Here is a 14,974-nt window from a genome sequence, read left to right as displayed (position 1 = left end):
CAGGAAGCCCTAAGCTACGGACCAGATCCTGCTCTGACGGTGCTCACAGTTGTGCCTGAGCTCCTTACCAGGGCAGACCGTTGCCGGCGTAGACCTTAGGCGCAACATGACGGGTACGCGAGTCGTAAGTGACGAAGTCGAGGAATGTGGGGTCGAGAGAATACTCTCAACTTGTCACTCCCCGGGACGGAGTTTCATTGCGTACCTACAATGTTGATATTCGTATCGGATAGGCATGGCGTAACTCGGCGGCTCGCCTTTGTAGCCGGTTGCAACATAGACGCAGGGGACAGAAGTCACATGCCTGACTTATACCATTCGACAGCGATCTGTACCCGATCGCGGAGTTCCAGTTTTGCCAAGATTCGGCTTACATTTCGGCGGATCGATGCCGGCTGAAGAACGAGTTTCTGCGCTATTTCAGCATTTGAAAGGCCATCGGCTATTAAACGTGCAATATCGAATTCGCGAGGGCTTAATTGTGCGAACTGCGCTTGCCGGGCGCGCTTCTCGCCAGCGGAAGAAGCCCTAACTATGCCACGTTCGAGGACTTGGCGCGTGATGCGTGGAGTCAAGATCGCGTCCCCCTGCGCCACAGCCTGCAACGCCGTGGCAAGCTGGGTGGCTCGAACATCCTTGAGTAGAAAGCCCGAAGCGCCTGCGGCGAGTGCTCCGAACGCATAGTCATCCTCGTCAAAAGTCGTCAGTACGAGTACTTTTACGCTGGGGTAATCGATCGTGATGCGTCTGGTTGCCTCGATGCCGTCCATAACTGGCATCCGAACATCCATGAGTATGACGTTGGGGAGGGGGTCGCGACTGCGGTAGCGCGAATCCAGCACCTGAATTGCTTGCTGGCCATCGGAGGCCTCCGCTATCACGTTGACCGCTCCCGTCTTCGCCAGCATCAAGGAGAATCCGGTGCGAGCTAGCCGCTGATCGTCAACAATCATAACCTTCAACGTCCGGTGGTGCATTGCGGTCATAGTTGAATCCTTCATGGGTGACCGACCTCCTTGTCGGGAACTAGAACGTCGGCCACTAGTACCCAGTCCGCATCGTCTTCGTAGCCAGAGGATAGAGAACCCCCAGTTTGCTCAACCTGTCGTCGCAACCTCCGGACCCCGGTCCCGGGCGCGTGCTGGGAGCCGACTCGCGACGGTAGCGACCGCTCAACTCCGTCGTTCCTCACAGTAATGCGTGTTGCTTTTTCTGAATGGTCCCATGACACGGTCACGCGCTCGAGACAAGTGGTATGGCGTATGGCATTAGTCAGACTTTCTCGGGTAATCGAAAAACACAGATGCGAGTGTTCCAGGTGTTCCTGACGACGTCCGGTTTCTGTAAATATGACGGTCACGCCGAGGGACCGTACGTGGTCGAGGATCGGTACTATGTCGTCCCAGTGACGGTACCGGAACCGGCTCTCACCGTTTCCTGCATCGACGATGGCTCCCGTCTCGATATGTGCGACGTCGAGGCATTCGGATACGTGAGTAGCTGCTGAAAGCCGATGTACTGCGCGACGGGTATCTTCCAGGCTTTCGCGCGCTACCTGATTGATGCCGTCTAATACCTCGTCGAACCGGGCGTCACCGGTCACGCCACTTAGTCCTTCAGCCAACGCGGCGATGGTGGTTAAACCATGGCCGACGCTATCATGCAGTTCTTCCGCAATGCGTGCCCGAACGATGGCCTCATCTCTTTCGTACTCGTAATGTTGAGCCTGGGCCTGCGCAGTGCGAACCCTTCTACTTGAGCTACGCCACGCACGGACGCTGCGGGTCGCAATTCCAACGGCAGCGAAGGCGGCCGCAGTGATGAGTTGGCCCACGAGTTCGGCACCGAAGGTTCCCGGACGTGCGACTATGAGAGAGCTGGCGGCCATCGCGACAAGGACCGTCAGAATCCCAGTTGCGGCAATCCACGCCAATGACCTGGTGATGCAGCTAAACAGAGCGAATAACAGAGGGAAAACAAAATAGTTCGCCATTCCAAGAGCCGAGCCCACAACGTGTAAGACACACTCAACCCCCAGCACTGTAAGTGGAGCGCGAGATGAGGCTATCAGGACAGCAGCGGAGCCAATGACAGCCACGGCGAGCACTATCGCGCCGTACCAGACGCCACTGAGGTGGAAGGCGGTGCCATCCGCGGGCGTACCGACGAACAGAAGACGCGCAATAAAGAAGGTCTGGTAACTGGAACAGATGATCACGCCTGCGATGAGGCCAGCAGATGGCCGGCCGGGAGGCACTGCCGACTGCGACAGCCACTCGCCGAGCACCTGCCAGTAGCGTGCGGTCGTCTCCTTTACTGGATTCTGGCGCTGCTCGTAAGGCACTTGTGGTGCTCCCTCATAGTTGGTCTGGTCACACATACTTCGCGAGCTCACCGAACGGTAGCGCGGAAATCGTAAACAAAACGGTACCGAATATAATCAGCACAATCCAGACAATCGGAGACAACTGGCACCCCCGTCCAAGCTGCGGCAGCGGCTCCGCTCTTCCAATGGTTGTCACTCGTTCTCAATGCCCAGGCGCGCTGGACACCGAGAAGACAGAGGAGCATCCCCAGCATGAGTGAGACGAAGACCCCAGAGCTACCTGAGCCACCCGGAGTCGCCTCAGTTGGCGAGCAGTATGACTTCGGTGTGCCCATCACGTCAAGCCCTCCTTAGGCTAACCGCGGGACTACGGCACAGCCATGGAGCCAACTGCACCCATTGAACGAGGAATAGCGCAAGCCAGCATACAAATGCTGCGGCGATAAAATGGAGTAATGGGATTGAGAGCATTGAGGTTCCAGCGATTAATGTAGACCTGGCCACCAAGACGGCGCTCGTGGTGAGTACCGGGATCAACGCGATGATGATTGTACTAACTGTCAGCTGGAAAGTTTGCCAGACTAGGAGAGCCAGGACTTGATGTGGCGTGAGCCCTGCTGTCCTCAAGGCGCCTTGCTCCAATACGGAATCTCGTCCTGAAAGACAGATAACTGCGATGCTGGTCAACAAAGCGGCAAGGCAAAATAGGCCGGTCATGAGTGCTGTGTCTGTGTAGTTGGGATTCGTGAGGGCAAACCCTTCGGCCGCCATCGTCCTTTGGTAGGAACGTAGCGTGGTGAACATAACGACGCTTAGGCCCACTGCGGCACCGAGAGGAGCGATCATATTCGCGTTGAATGTCGCTCGGGCGTTCGCTTGCTTAACGGCCACCTGTGCGATAGCTGTGCCCGGAATGGGCCGAAGCAACATTCGGATACTACCCAGCACGATGGAGATGATTTCGGAGCCTAGGAGGAGGGCCCCAAACGCCGCCACGAGCCCCGCCATGATCGCTGAGTTGACCATATTGCCGGCTTCAACACCGATATCAGTATTCTGGGGCATGAGTGAGCTGCTGAATGCGAGGAAGACCGCGATAAGCAGCATGATCAAACCGACTATCCATCTGAGCACCCTGTGCCGTCCTGTGACCGCTGCCACGCCACGTATTGCCTCAACGGGCTTTACTTTCGAGGCGCGTCTAGCTGGCACGACTGCTCCAGCTACGCAGGTGACGACTCCAATGAGGAACGACAAAATCGTGGCCACGGCAGAGGGAGAGAAGGGCGGCGCGCTAAAGTTGCCGGTTCCGTCTGGGAAACTTTCGGCTGCCATCTCGTTAAATAGTGGAACAGCCTCTGTGCTCAAAAAGGCCCCAAGAACCGCTCCCGGCACAGCTCCAATGACGCTCGATAGCCCCAAAAGAAGCCAAAGCCCGCCGCGCACCTGACGAGGGCTGGCTCCGGCTAGGCGCCACTGGGAGAAGGTTTGACGGGTGCGGTCTACGGTAGCGGCACCAATTACCGTGAGTGTAAAGACGGCCACAACAGCAATCAGGATGTAGATGGTAACCGATACCATTGAAAACTCACTCGGATCGAGTTTCGCATTCGCGGCAGCAACTTGAAAGGGGCTGCTGTTCGTCCAGATAAACTGGTTAATGCAAGCCCCGATAAGAGCAGTCACTATAGCCACGACAAATATCGTTGGAATCCAACTCTTCGCGTCACTGGCAAAGATTTTCCAAATATAGCGTGTCATGGCTTCGCACTTCCCCGTTGCTCCGTAGTGCTTCCCCATTCGCCTCGAAGAACGGATGATATTTCATTTGGGCTGATTTGATTCGAAGAGATATTTGTTACGGTTCCGTCGTGCATGAATACGACTCTGTCTGCGAGTGCAGCAGCATCGACGTCGTGCGTAACCATAACGATCGTCGCACCTTGGGAAGCCAAGTCTCCGAGAGACTGCAGGACCAGTGCCGAGTTTCTTGAGTCAAGAGCACCAGTCGGCTCGTCTGCGAAAATGACAGCGGGCGATAGTACGATCGAACGACAGAGCGCAACCCGCTGTTGCTCGCCACCTGAAAGTAGACTTGCCCGAGTTTTCCGTTTCTCAAGCAATCCAAACGTTTCCATCGTATGGGTTAGGAAACCATGATCCATTTTCCTGTGGGCCATAGTTGAGGGTAGCGTAATGTTTTCTTCGACGGTTAAGTACGGGATCAGATTGTATTGCTGGAATATGAATCCAACGTTCTCCCTCAGGAATTTTGCTCTCGCTTCGCTACGCAGGCTATAGATGTCGGTTTGACCCACAAGGATCTGCCCTGTGTCTGGCTGATCGAGTCCGCTCAGGCAGTATAGGAGTGACGTTTTTCCGGCGCCACTCGGTCCGACTATGGACGTCAGACCTCTCTGCGGGATTGTTACCGAGCAGTCTCGTAGAATCCTAGTGTTCCCGGCTGAAAGGTTGACAGACCTCGCCTGCACGGCGGCAGTCGCTGTTGTTGCGTACATTGTGAGTGAGCACCCTTTCTCTAACATCTGGCAGTACATGGCCTGCTGTGTACAACTTCCCAAGCTTCGTCTCATCTCGCCACCGTCACACGTCGATTGACCACGGGTGATGACAGTTGTAACGATTTCCGCGGCCTCCGGATCGCTGCAAGCGTGGCTGTGGCCACCAGTTTCCGAGCACCAGGTCGCGCCCGGCGGGGCTTATGCGGGAGTAGCCGGCCCACTGACTAGGGCGTGTCTCCCAATGGGCGCTTCCAGATGAGGATGGCGCAAAGAGTTGCGCCAGCACGGTAGGTGATCGCGCGCTTGTCGAAGTGAGTGGCGATACCGCGCCATTGAATGGCCAGGGCGAGAAACCGCTCGATCACGTTCCGTCCACTGTGGGCGCCCATGCCGGGAGAATGACCGCCATGACTGCCTCTAGACTTCCTGGCGGCGTTCTGGTCTCGCCCGTCTGGGATGATGGTCCTAATGCCGAGGCGGCGCAGCTCGTTGCGAATATGGGAGATACGACCCAGAAGTGTCTTGCTCCGCTATCGCGGACCCCGGCAAGCGTTGGGTAGCGCACGCGGTCCTCGGTTTGTCTGACTAAGGGAGGGCTGCCACACAAGATGAACGACCATGTTATGTGCTCAACCCAGAGACCAGGAACTTCCTCAGACCGTGATCGCCGTGATGGGCGCATCGAGCGGGGCGGTATCCGGAGGCTACCTACGGAGCTCGGCTGTCCTATCCATCGTGGTGTGATTTGTTGCTGGCGATGGATCAAGAGAAAGTGGACCAATAGCCTCGGCGCAAACCAACATCTTCGAAGCAGGCCCCGGCATAACCCGCCGTTCAGTGGGCATTGACTCAGGAGAAGTTCGACCGCGCCCGTCCTCACGCGTCGTGTCAGCGCCTGCGGCTCATGATGCCGAGTTTGCCACGGCCGTCCGCGCGAAGAGTTGCCGATACGTTCTAACTGGATGCCGCTCGGTCGCCACGTCCTCCAGGGGCTACCCGAGCGATGTAGTGGACTAAGTGAACTTACAATTACATACCGCCTAATCCCTGACTCGGATCAACGATCACGCGACGAGACCGCGTTGCGCAACGTGTTGCATACTAGACCTACAAGTTCCTCGCTCATTGAGAAAATTGCTCCGCCGTTGTACCACTAGCTTCACGGGTCCGGGCACGTGCGGAGTACGACAGCCTGGGACTAGTCACATGTGATGCTTGGGCGGTGTTCTAGGAGGGCGACGGGTCCGAGTTTGTCATGCCCCTATTCTATATGCGACGACTGCTCCCGCCCGCTGAGCTGTGGACAACACCCTCGTGAGAGTCATGCTACTCGGTTGTTCCCGGTCACTGGGCACAACCACGGACTAGCTGTCACGCTTCCAACCGGTCAGGAGTGAGCCGTCAACACATGTGGTATTAACTATTCAATTTCCTCCAAGAGCTCGAGCCATCGAGCTTCGAGATCATCCGTTTCCTGTCTCAGGGCGTCGATCTCACCTGTGAACTTTTGGAGCCCTTCGAAGTCACTTTGATCATAGGCGGCCATCCGTTCATGGACCTTTTCAATCTGGCCACTGATCTTCTCGACACGACGCTCGATCGAGGCAATCTCCTTTCGAGCGGCGTGCAACTTGGCACCCGACAAGCTCACTTCCGGAGCCTCTTCTGCTCCAGCAGAGGCCTTCCGCGGCAACGAAGCGTCGGGCTCTTGTTGAAGCCGTAGATACTCATCGACTCCGCCGGGCAGGTGACGCACGTGCCCGCCGAGTACCGCGTACTGGTAGTCAGTGACGCGTTCCGTGAAGTAGCGGTCGTGCGAAATGACGATGAGCGTGCCCGGCCACTGATCGAGCAGATCTTCCACGGCAGCGAGCATGTCGGTGTCCATGTCGTTCGTGGGCTCGTCAAGAATCAAAACGTTCGGCTCATCCATGAGGACGATGAACAGCTGAAGCCTGCGCTTCTGACCACCTGAAAGGTCCTTCACCCGCGACTTGAGAACGCCTCCCAAGCCCAGCTTCTCAAGGAGCTGGCTAGGCGTCAGCTCCCCTTGCACGGTCTGCACTTCGCGTTTGCGCCCCACGATTTCGCGCACAAAGTCGTCTTGGACATCGTCAAGTTCTCGTAACTGCTGGTCAAGTAAAGCCACGCGCACGGTCTTACCGCGCTTCACCCTGCCCGAGGCGGGTTCAACTCGCCCTGTTAAGAGGCCTACCAGCGTGGATTTTCCAGCACCGTTTGCACCCAAAATGCCAATCCGGTCGCCGGGCCCCACGATCCAGTCGGTCGGTTCGATGACCGTGCGAACGACCTCGGGATTGTCATCTGTGGCAAACGCCGCCGAGGCACCCACCATTTCAAAAACATCTTTACCCAGCCGCGAAGTTGCCATGGACACGAGTTCAACTGTGTCGCGCACAGGAGGCTCGCCTGCGATCAAAGCGTTCGCCGCATCAATACGGAACTTGGGTTTGGACGTGCGGGCGGGGGCACCTCGGCGAAGCCACGCGAGTTCTTTTCGCATCAAGTTTTGGCGTTTAGCTTCTTCCGCCTGTGCCTGCCGGTCACGTTCGACCCGTTGCAGAACATATGCCGCATAGCCGCCGTCGTAGGCATCCACTGTGGCGTCGTGGACTTCCCACGTGCGGGTCGTCACCTCGTCGAGGAACCACCTGTCGTGGGTGACGGTCAAGAACGCACCTTGCCCGGCTGGCCACCGCTTCTTCACGTGTTCCGCCAGCCACCGCACACCCGTCATGTCTAAGTGGTTGGTGGGCTCGTCCAAAATGAGCACATCCCACGGTTGAGCCAGAAGCGCCGCAAGTGCGACCCTGCGTCGCTGTCCCCCAGACAGGCTATGAGTGGGAGTATCGAGCGGAAGGTCACCCAAAAGCCCATGGATCACGTCGCGTTTCTCGGCGTCCGAGGCCCATTCGTGGTCGGGAACGTCGCCTACCACCGCGTGGCGCACCGTGGCAGACTCCCCCAAAACGTCACTTTGACGCAAGTACCCAATCCGGGTGCCACCTCGGGAGGTTACCCGGCCGGAGTCCGGCGGTAAATCAGAGGACAGAATCCGAATGAGCGTGGACTTCCCGTCACCGTTGCGCCCCACGATCCCAATGCGGTCCCCCGCAGACACCCCAACGGTCACGTCGTCAAGAACGACCCGGTTGGGGTAGGACAGACTGATCGATTCAGCGCCTAACAGGTGCACGCACGGTCCCTTCTATAGATACGTCATACCTAGATTACTTCCGACTGCGACTGTATCCATGCGGCTGCCAGGCATTGAACACGCAACGCACTTAAGCACGCGCCATCCGGGTGCGAAAAAGTTGCAGAATGCATGCAATAACAGCCGGAACTACCGCAAAATGTGCCAAACCCGCACCTGCAACACCGGTGTCAATAAAAACTGCACCGCCCGCAGCACCAAGCGCAGAGCCCAAGTAGTTTGCCGAAGCATTAGCCGCAACTGCGGTTGTACCATCGGCCGGGTTCGCCGTAATCAACGTGTGCTGTTGTGGCGCTAGAGACGACCAACCGAGCACACCCCACGCGAAGACGCACGTGACAGTAACAACAATGGACACGTTACAGCCGAGTAGCGCAAAGGTTACCGCCAACAAAGCCGTAATAAACACCGTCACCATCAAGGGGCGTGGCACTGCGTCAACCACACGTCCCACCAAGAGGGCACCGACCGCGCCGCCGATTCCCCACACCCAAATTAGCCACATCTTGTGATGACTGAGCCCCAGCCCATCCAGCAGTGGCAAAAAGTATGTGTACAGCCCAAGCGAAGATACACCCGTCAAAAGCGTCACTAGCATTGTCACCACATTGGGTCCTCGGGTAAGTGTGACTAGACGGGCCCGAAGCGATGGCGCAGCAACATCCGCGATACCGCTCTTGCCACGCATAGATATTCCGATCGTTGCTATAAGCCCCACTGCGGCAATCAGACCAAAGGTCCACCTCCATGACATCGCGTGCGCAACAAGTAGCCCCACCGGGACTCCAAACACCGTTCCACACGCCAAACCTGCCAAAACGAGGGACAACGCACGCCCCCTTCGCTCAGCAGGAACTGAAGCTGCCGCCACGGATGACGAGAGCGGCGAGAATATACCTGCAGCCGCCCCTGCAACGACACGGGAAATAATAAACAGACCGACAGATACCGCAATCGCCGACCCGACATTGCCAATCACAAACACGACAAGCGCGAGAAATAACGACCGGGACGCACTTCTTCCGGCCGCCCCAGCCAAGATCGGACCGACGACAGCATACGCGGCGGTAAACCCGGCCACACCGATCCCAACCATTCCCGCAGTGGCATCAAGATCAGTTGCGATCGTGGGCAACAGCCCGGCGATCACGTAAGCGTCCAGACCAAGCACAACACTGCCAAGAACGTATGGCCACAGCTTCGTTATCACGCGCGATCCACCCCTCCTTGGCCAGCACGCTCCTCTTCCAGCGACACAATGAGGGACTTCAGTAAACCCGGAAACCGCCTTTCCACATCATCAAAGCGCAAAGAAATAAGGCACGAACGGCCCTGCGATCGAGTAAACGTCACACCGTTCTCGCGCAAGATACGCGTGTGATACGTCAGCGTCGAGCGAGGAAGGTCATCGGCCAGATCTAGGCTGTCGGCTTCCTCCACAGACGCTAACCGCCTGACCATTTCTAGGCGAACCGGATCGCTGAGCGCATACAACACACGAGCAAGAACCAGGTCGTCGGCGTCTGGGTGGGTGTATGTCCGAGGTGGTGTCACGTCGCCTCCTAGGTTGATTCACAAGTCATCGTGCAAGATTTCCTGCACAATTATATTGCAAGATTTCTTGCACAGTAGAGAGACGAACCTCACTTGTTCTCACATGCGCGATAGTCTGAGAAGAAGCCCCCGGGTTCTCAGCGAGGAAAAATGAGCAACGACCATTCGAAACGTAACTCTTCTCACGACGAAACCGCTCCTTCCGGAGAGCCCGAAATCGATATCCGCATGGGCCCCAAACTCCAAGAGCAGCAAGAGAAGGCCGCGCGTAAAAAGAAAGTCCGCCAAGAGCGCACTAAGAAAGCCAAGCGCTTTATAGAGGAGATCGAGTACCCGCACGGCATCCACCCCGCGCTGGTGCCCGGTGTTTCGATTGAGGATCAGCTGATTCGTTACCGGGTGGATAAAGGCATCCTGGTCATTGTTGGGTTGCTGATCATTGGGTTCGTGACGTGGGGAATTTTGGCGCCAGAACAGGTGCTGGAAGTGTCCACTACGGCGTTGCAGTGGGTGATGAGCAATCTTGGATGGGTTTTCAACGGACTGGCAGTTGTCCTGGTGATCTTCCTGCTGTGCATTGCATTTTCACGTTACGGCCGTATCCCGCTGGGCCTGGACGGTGAAAAGCCGGAGTTTTCCACTGGTTCGTGGGCGGCGATGTTGTTCGCTGCTGGGATCGGAATTGCGATCATTTTCTTTGGCCCATACGAGCCTCTCCAGTACTTCTTGTCACCTCGCCCTGGCGCGTATGACCCTGCAACGGTTGAAGCGATTAAGGGTGCCATGGCGCAGGCAGCTCTGCACTGGGGTGTCAACGCGTGGGCGATTTATGCGATCGTGGGCCTCACTGTTGCATATATGTCTTTCCGCCGAGGTCGTCTCCCGTTGATGAGTTCCGTTTTGGAACCGCTGTTTGGGAAGAAGAGCGACTCTCTGGGCGGTCGCATTATTGATTCGCTTGCGATTGTTGCGACCTTGTTTGGTACTGCGTCCAGTCTGGGTCTGGGTTCGCTTCAGATTGCGCGCGGAGCCCAGATTGTCACCGGTTGGAACACCACCGGGAACACGGTGGCCATCGTCATCATCATGGTGCTGACGATTGGCACGATCCTGTCCGCTGTTTCCGGTGTGACAAAGGGAATTCGTCGCCTTTCTAACATCAACATGGTGATGGCTGTGGGGCTGGCTTTCTTCTTCTTTGTGGCTGGGCCAACAGTGTTCTTGATGAACATCATCCCGGGTGTCATCATGGAGTATTTCGCAACCGCCCCCGAGGCGCTCTCGGCTACCATGGCGGACTCGCCTGAGATGCAGGAGTTTTTGTCGGCGTGGACCACGTTCTATTGGGCGTGGTGGGTGAGCTGGTCACCGTTTGTGGGTGTGTTTACCGCCAAGATTTCTCGCGGGCGCACGATCCGCCAGTTCGTTCTGGGTGTTCTGTTTATCCCGTCGTCAATCATTGTTCTGGCGTTCACCATTTTGGGTGGAACAGCGATTTACTTGCAGCACACACAGCAGGCAGTGGCTACCGACGGCACGATTGAAACTCTGCCTGCACCGGAGAACATTTTCTTCACTGTGCTCGACTACCTGCCTGGAGCGGCCTTGATTGCGCCAATTGTCATGGTGATGTTGGCCATTTTCTTCATCACCACGGCTGACTCCGCTTCTTTGGTCAATGCGCAGCTCACACAGGGAGGAAACCCCAAACCTAACCGGTTGATCACCGCGTTTTGGGCGCTGTGCATGGCAGGGATCGCTGTTGTCATGCTTCTGGTGGGTGGGCCCAGCGCATTGACGGGCTTGCAAAACTTCATCACGGTGACAGCTTTGCCGTTTACCTTCGTCATTGTTCTCATGTGTGTGGGATTGGTGAAGGACCTGCGAAGCGACCCGCAAACGCTGCGGGTTAACTACACGCAACAGGCGTTGAAGTCGATGGTGCGGCGCGGTATTGAGAAGCACGGAGACGACTTCGCCATTTCGATCGAACCAACTTCCAGCACGTCTAAGTACGCCGCCGGCGCAACGTTTGATTCACGAGCCGAGGACTTGACTGCTTGGTACCAGCGAACCGACGAAGACGGAAACCCTGTCAACTACGACTATGCGACGGGTGAATACTTAGATGAGAACGGTGACCCAATCGAGGTAGACGCGTTGGATGATTCTGATACATCAAAGAACTCGAAAGGCACCGATAAAGAAGCTGGCGAAGAAACCCCGTAGCTTATTCTGCTAGTGCGACATACAATAGTGGTTATCTGAGTGAAAGGACGATCGTGGCACGAATCCGCGAATGGGGTGAGCTGGAATCCCAAATCATGAACTTCTTGTGGGATTCCCCGGTTCCATTAGGCGCCCGTGACATTCAGCGTCTGTTTGCCGATCACACCCCCGCGTACTCCACTGTGATGACCACTCTCACGCGGTTAGAGAAGAAGGGGCACGTGAAGCGCGGTGGCCCGTCGCCTCGTAAGACCAAGTTTGAAGCTGTTCGAACTAATGAAGAGCAGACTGTCGACGACATGGTGAGCGTTTTAGACCAGGCAAATGACCGTGAAGCCGCTCTTTTGGCGTTCGCAGGCAACCTGGACAGCCGCGATCTTGAACTCTTGCGTTCGGCGTTCACGAAATAGGCTCAGTGCTCGCTAGCGCAATCACGTGTGCCGTCCTGGCATGTGTCACGGGCGTACTGATACCCGTTCTTGCGCGCACCCGCTTTCAGTTACGGTTTCCGTCCCTGACGCTGTATGTCCAGCTCGGTTCCGCAGTGTTGGGCGTGTGGTTCCTGTTCGTTGCGGCCATTTCATTTGCCTTGCACATGCTCCCGGCTCTTACTGACACCATTCCGCTTGCGAGTCTTTGGGCATATGGCTTAGCGACACTGTTGACCGTCGCAGCCGTGAGTTTCTGGATCATGGCAACCGCTCCCGTGACCAAAGATGTTCGTGAGGTCATTACAGCGCTCAACACGCATGTCGTGTCCCAAGAAGAGCGCCCCGGGTTCACCTTGGCCACGGTAAAACACACGTACCCTGCAGCACTGTCGACTCCTCCTGCTGACGGTCGCCCGGGAACTATCATGGTGACGACGGGCTTGCGTGACGCATTGACGCCTGGGCAACTTCAAGCCGTTTTGGCCCATGAGTACGCGCACGTGACCAAACGCCACGGCAAAATCCTCTCAATCCTCACAACTCTGGACCAGATGTTGCACGTGTTTGCTCCGCTCAAGCGGTCCGCAACACTGTTGGTTGAACTGGCAGCAGACGACATTGCGGCGAAACAAGCAGGACCGGCAGAACTTGCTAACGCATTAGCTGTGATGGCCCAAGCGACGGGCGATGAAACGATGTTCCTGCGGGCTGAACGACTCACAACGAAAAAATGGCCCCGCGAACACTGGCGTACGATCCCCGAACCGATCCGGGTCGACAAGCTTCGTACGTAACGGCGCAAAGCGAACGCTAGACGGTGGTCACTGGGTCACAATATGGGCGCCACACGCCGGACCCGTAACACGAACCACGTGCTTCACCGATTCGCTCGCTTCCAAAAGAACAGTCAGATCCAACGCATGCGTCGCGTCTTCAACCAAGAACCCCACCGTGGGCCCAGAGCCGGACATCAACGCAGCCAAGGCGCCTGCCTGCCGCCCGGTGGTAACGACCTCGGCGACGGCGGGCAACAACCCAAACGCCGCGGGCTCCATATCGTTGTGCACAACTTGCGCCAACGCGTGAGCGTCCCCCGAACCTACCGCCTGCAAGACCAGAGCTAGCTGCTCCTGCACGTCCCCGGCAGGCGGAGCCTCGCCGGCATCACGGAGGTCGTCCAAAGTTTGATAAACCACGGGGGTGGAAAGTTCGTCGACCGAGGTGGCAAGTACCCACGTAAACTCACCGGAGCTTAAGATGGGGCTGAGTTCATCACCTCGGCCAGTTCCCACAGCGCAACCGCCACGAAGAGCAAACGGAACATCTGCACCGAGTTCGGCACCCACGGTGCGCAGAAGATCAGGGTCGTCGAGGTCCGTGAGCTTCGCGTACGCAACGAGCGCAGCAGCCGCGTCGGCAGATCCACCACCCATTCCACCAGCAACGGGGACGTTCTTCTCAATTTCGACCGCAACCGGGACGTGCACACCGGTGCGGACGGCTAAACGGTTGATCGCTGACACTGCCAGGTTTGAGTGGTCCAGCGGGATCGCTGTCGAACCGAACCGACCCTTGAGCGTCACTGCGTGCACCGGGCTACGGCCGGGGTACTTGTCGTTTCCAGAGACATTACGAACTACCGTGTCGGTGCGGTTGAAGCACGTGCGCAGGGTCACTTCCTCAAACATGTTGAGGGCTTGAAAAACGGTGACGAGTTCGTGGTATCCGTCATCCATGCGATCCCCAACGTGAAGGAACACGTTGATTTTTCCGGGGGCTCGCGCGGTTACCTCGGTCATTGTGAGCCTTTTCTGCCGGCCAGCCACGTGCGTGCGATTGTGATGAACGCGTCGATGTCCAGAGCTTCGCCGCGCGTCTTAGGGTCGATACCGGAGTCGACCAGCACCTGCTCAGAGTCCGCGCCTGAACCTAACAGACCTGCGAGCGCTTGCCTGAGCGTTTTCCGGCGCTGGGCAAATGCCGCGTTGACCACATCAAATGTGGCCGTGCGCAGTTCCTCATCTCCGTACGGTTGCGCGTGCTTCACGATCCGTACCAGCCCGGAACCAACGTTGGGGGCTGGCCAAAAGACGTTTTTCCCGATGTCTGACCCGCGCGTCACAGCCCCATACCACTTGGCTTTCACGCTGGGTGCCCCGTACACCCGCGAACCTGGGGTGGCAGCCAGCCGGTTTGCCACCTCGGCCTGCACCATCACCAACACCGAGTTCAGTGACGGGAACGTTTCCAGGAAGTGCATGAGCACGGGCACGGCCACGTTGTACGGCAAGTTCGCCACGAGCGCGGTGGGGGTGGTGGGGAGTTCGGTGACGTGGAGGGCATCGTCGTTGATGAGGGTGAGCGGGTGGGCGTCCGGGGCGTGTTCGTCGATCGTACGCGGGAGCCGGGAGGCCAGCAGCCTGTCGATTTCGACCGCCGTCACCGGGTGGCCGGCCTCCAGAAGTCCCAAGGTCAGCGACCCTAGTCCCGGACCGATTTCCACGACCTGCTCGCCAGTGGTGAGCTGTGCTTCTTCCACGATCATGCGCACCGTGTTGGGGTCGATCACGAAGTTTTGACCACGCGTTTTAGTGGGGCGTAACCCCAGTTCATGTGCAAACTCGCGAACTGTGCGCGCGGTCAAAAGTGTGCTCACACCTCCACCCTATACGCC

13 protein-coding genes are annotated in these 14,974 nt (G+C 57.4%); 3 read left to right on the top strand and 10 right to left on the bottom strand.

What is annotated here, in order from left to right:
* Nucleotides 1-296: 296 nt before the first annotated feature.
* The 8 genes from HMPREF0183_RS04330 to HMPREF0183_RS04295 form a co-directional block, all read right to left on the bottom strand.
* A complete protein-coding gene (locus tag HMPREF0183_RS04330; protein WP_005883181.1) occupies nucleotides 297-1,001 on the bottom strand; it encodes a response regulator transcription factor in 705 nt (234 codons plus the stop codon).
* Nucleotides 998-2,344, bottom strand: a complete 1,347-nt coding sequence (locus HMPREF0183_RS04325) for a sensor histidine kinase (RefSeq protein ID WP_050775342.1) — start codon at nucleotides 2,342-2,344, stop codon at nucleotides 998-1,000. Before HMPREF0183_RS04325 ends, HMPREF0183_RS04330 begins: the two co-directional genes overlap by 4 nt.
* A gap of 321 nt (nucleotides 2,345-2,665) precedes the next feature.
* Entirely contained in the window at nucleotides 2,666-4,087 is a 1,422-nt protein-coding gene (locus HMPREF0183_RS04320) for an FtsX-like permease family protein (RefSeq protein ID WP_005883177.1), read from the bottom strand.
* A complete protein-coding gene (locus HMPREF0183_RS13485; protein WP_156798128.1) occupies nucleotides 4,084-4,845 on the bottom strand; it encodes an ABC transporter ATP-binding protein in 762 nt (253 codons plus the stop codon). Before HMPREF0183_RS13485 ends, HMPREF0183_RS04320 begins: the two co-directional genes overlap by 4 nt.
* 227 nt (nucleotides 4,846-5,072) lie before the next feature.
* Complete coding sequence (locus HMPREF0183_RS13215; protein WP_245527105.1) at nucleotides 5,073-5,213, bottom strand: hypothetical protein; 141 nt, start codon at nucleotides 5,211-5,213, stop codon at nucleotides 5,073-5,075.
* Nucleotides 5,214-6,268: 1,055 nt separating this feature from the next.
* Nucleotides 6,269-8,065: an ABC-F family ATP-binding cassette domain-containing protein gene (locus HMPREF0183_RS04305; protein ID WP_005883171.1), complete on the bottom strand. Its 1,797-nt coding sequence runs from the start codon at nucleotides 8,063-8,065 to the stop codon at nucleotides 6,269-6,271.
* A 91-nt stretch (nucleotides 8,066-8,156) separates the two neighbouring features.
* Complete coding sequence (locus HMPREF0183_RS04300; protein WP_005883169.1) at nucleotides 8,157-9,296, bottom strand: MFS transporter; 1,140 nt, start codon at nucleotides 9,294-9,296, stop codon at nucleotides 8,157-8,159.
* Nucleotides 9,293-9,640 (bottom strand): ArsR/SmtB family transcription factor, encoded by a 348-nt coding sequence (locus HMPREF0183_RS04295; RefSeq protein WP_005883167.1) that lies wholly within the window; start codon nucleotides 9,638-9,640, stop codon nucleotides 9,293-9,295. The genes HMPREF0183_RS04300 and HMPREF0183_RS04295 overlap by 4 nt, the downstream gene beginning before the upstream one ends.
* Before the next feature lie 150 nt (nucleotides 9,641-9,790).
* Between HMPREF0183_RS04295 and HMPREF0183_RS04290 the strand changes: the two genes are divergently transcribed.
* The 3 genes from HMPREF0183_RS04290 to HMPREF0183_RS04280 are packed head-to-tail and all read left to right on the top strand — an operon-like array spanning nucleotide 9,791 to nucleotide 13,094.
* Complete coding sequence (locus HMPREF0183_RS04290; protein ID WP_005883165.1) at nucleotides 9,791-11,869, top strand: BCCT family transporter; 2,079 nt, start codon at nucleotides 9,791-9,793, stop codon at nucleotides 11,867-11,869.
* A gap of 53 nt (nucleotides 11,870-11,922) precedes the next feature.
* The gene (locus tag HMPREF0183_RS04285) at nucleotides 11,923-12,279 is read left to right on the top strand and encodes a BlaI/MecI/CopY family transcriptional regulator (RefSeq protein ID WP_005883163.1); all 357 of its coding nucleotides are present in this window, start codon (nucleotides 11,923-11,925) and stop codon (nucleotides 12,277-12,279) included.
* A 5-nt stretch (nucleotides 12,280-12,284) separates the two neighbouring features.
* The gene (locus HMPREF0183_RS04280) at nucleotides 12,285-13,094 is read left to right on the top strand and encodes a M56 family metallopeptidase (RefSeq protein ID WP_005883161.1); all 810 of its coding nucleotides are present in this window, start codon (nucleotides 12,285-12,287) and stop codon (nucleotides 13,092-13,094) included.
* A 27-nt stretch (nucleotides 13,095-13,121) separates the two neighbouring features.
* Here HMPREF0183_RS04280 and HMPREF0183_RS04275 read toward each other — a convergent pair whose 3' ends face one another.
* Together HMPREF0183_RS04275 and rsmA are read right to left on the bottom strand one after the other, a co-directional pair.
* The gene (locus HMPREF0183_RS04275; protein ID WP_005883159.1) at nucleotides 13,122-14,099 is read right to left on the bottom strand and encodes a 4-(cytidine 5'-diphospho)-2-C-methyl-D-erythritol kinase; all 978 of its coding nucleotides are present in this window, start codon (nucleotides 14,097-14,099) and stop codon (nucleotides 13,122-13,124) included.
* Nucleotides 14,096-14,956, bottom strand: coding sequence for a 16S rRNA (adenine(1518)-N(6)/adenine(1519)-N(6))-dimethyltransferase RsmA (gene rsmA / locus HMPREF0183_RS04270; RefSeq protein ID WP_040348015.1), 861 nt, complete (start codon nucleotides 14,954-14,956; stop codon nucleotides 14,096-14,098). Before rsmA ends, HMPREF0183_RS04275 begins: the two co-directional genes overlap by 4 nt.
* Nucleotides 14,957-14,974: the final 18 nt, after the last annotated feature.

Origin of the sequence: Brevibacterium mcbrellneri ATCC 49030 (genome assembly GCF_000178455.1) — a bacterium.
In the GTDB taxonomy this organism is placed as follows: domain Bacteria; phylum Actinomycetota; class Actinomycetes; order Actinomycetales; family Brevibacteriaceae; genus Brevibacterium; species Brevibacterium mcbrellneri.
Note: the sequence above shows the minus strand (reverse complement) of the source record. Positions and strands in the feature narration are given on the sequence as shown.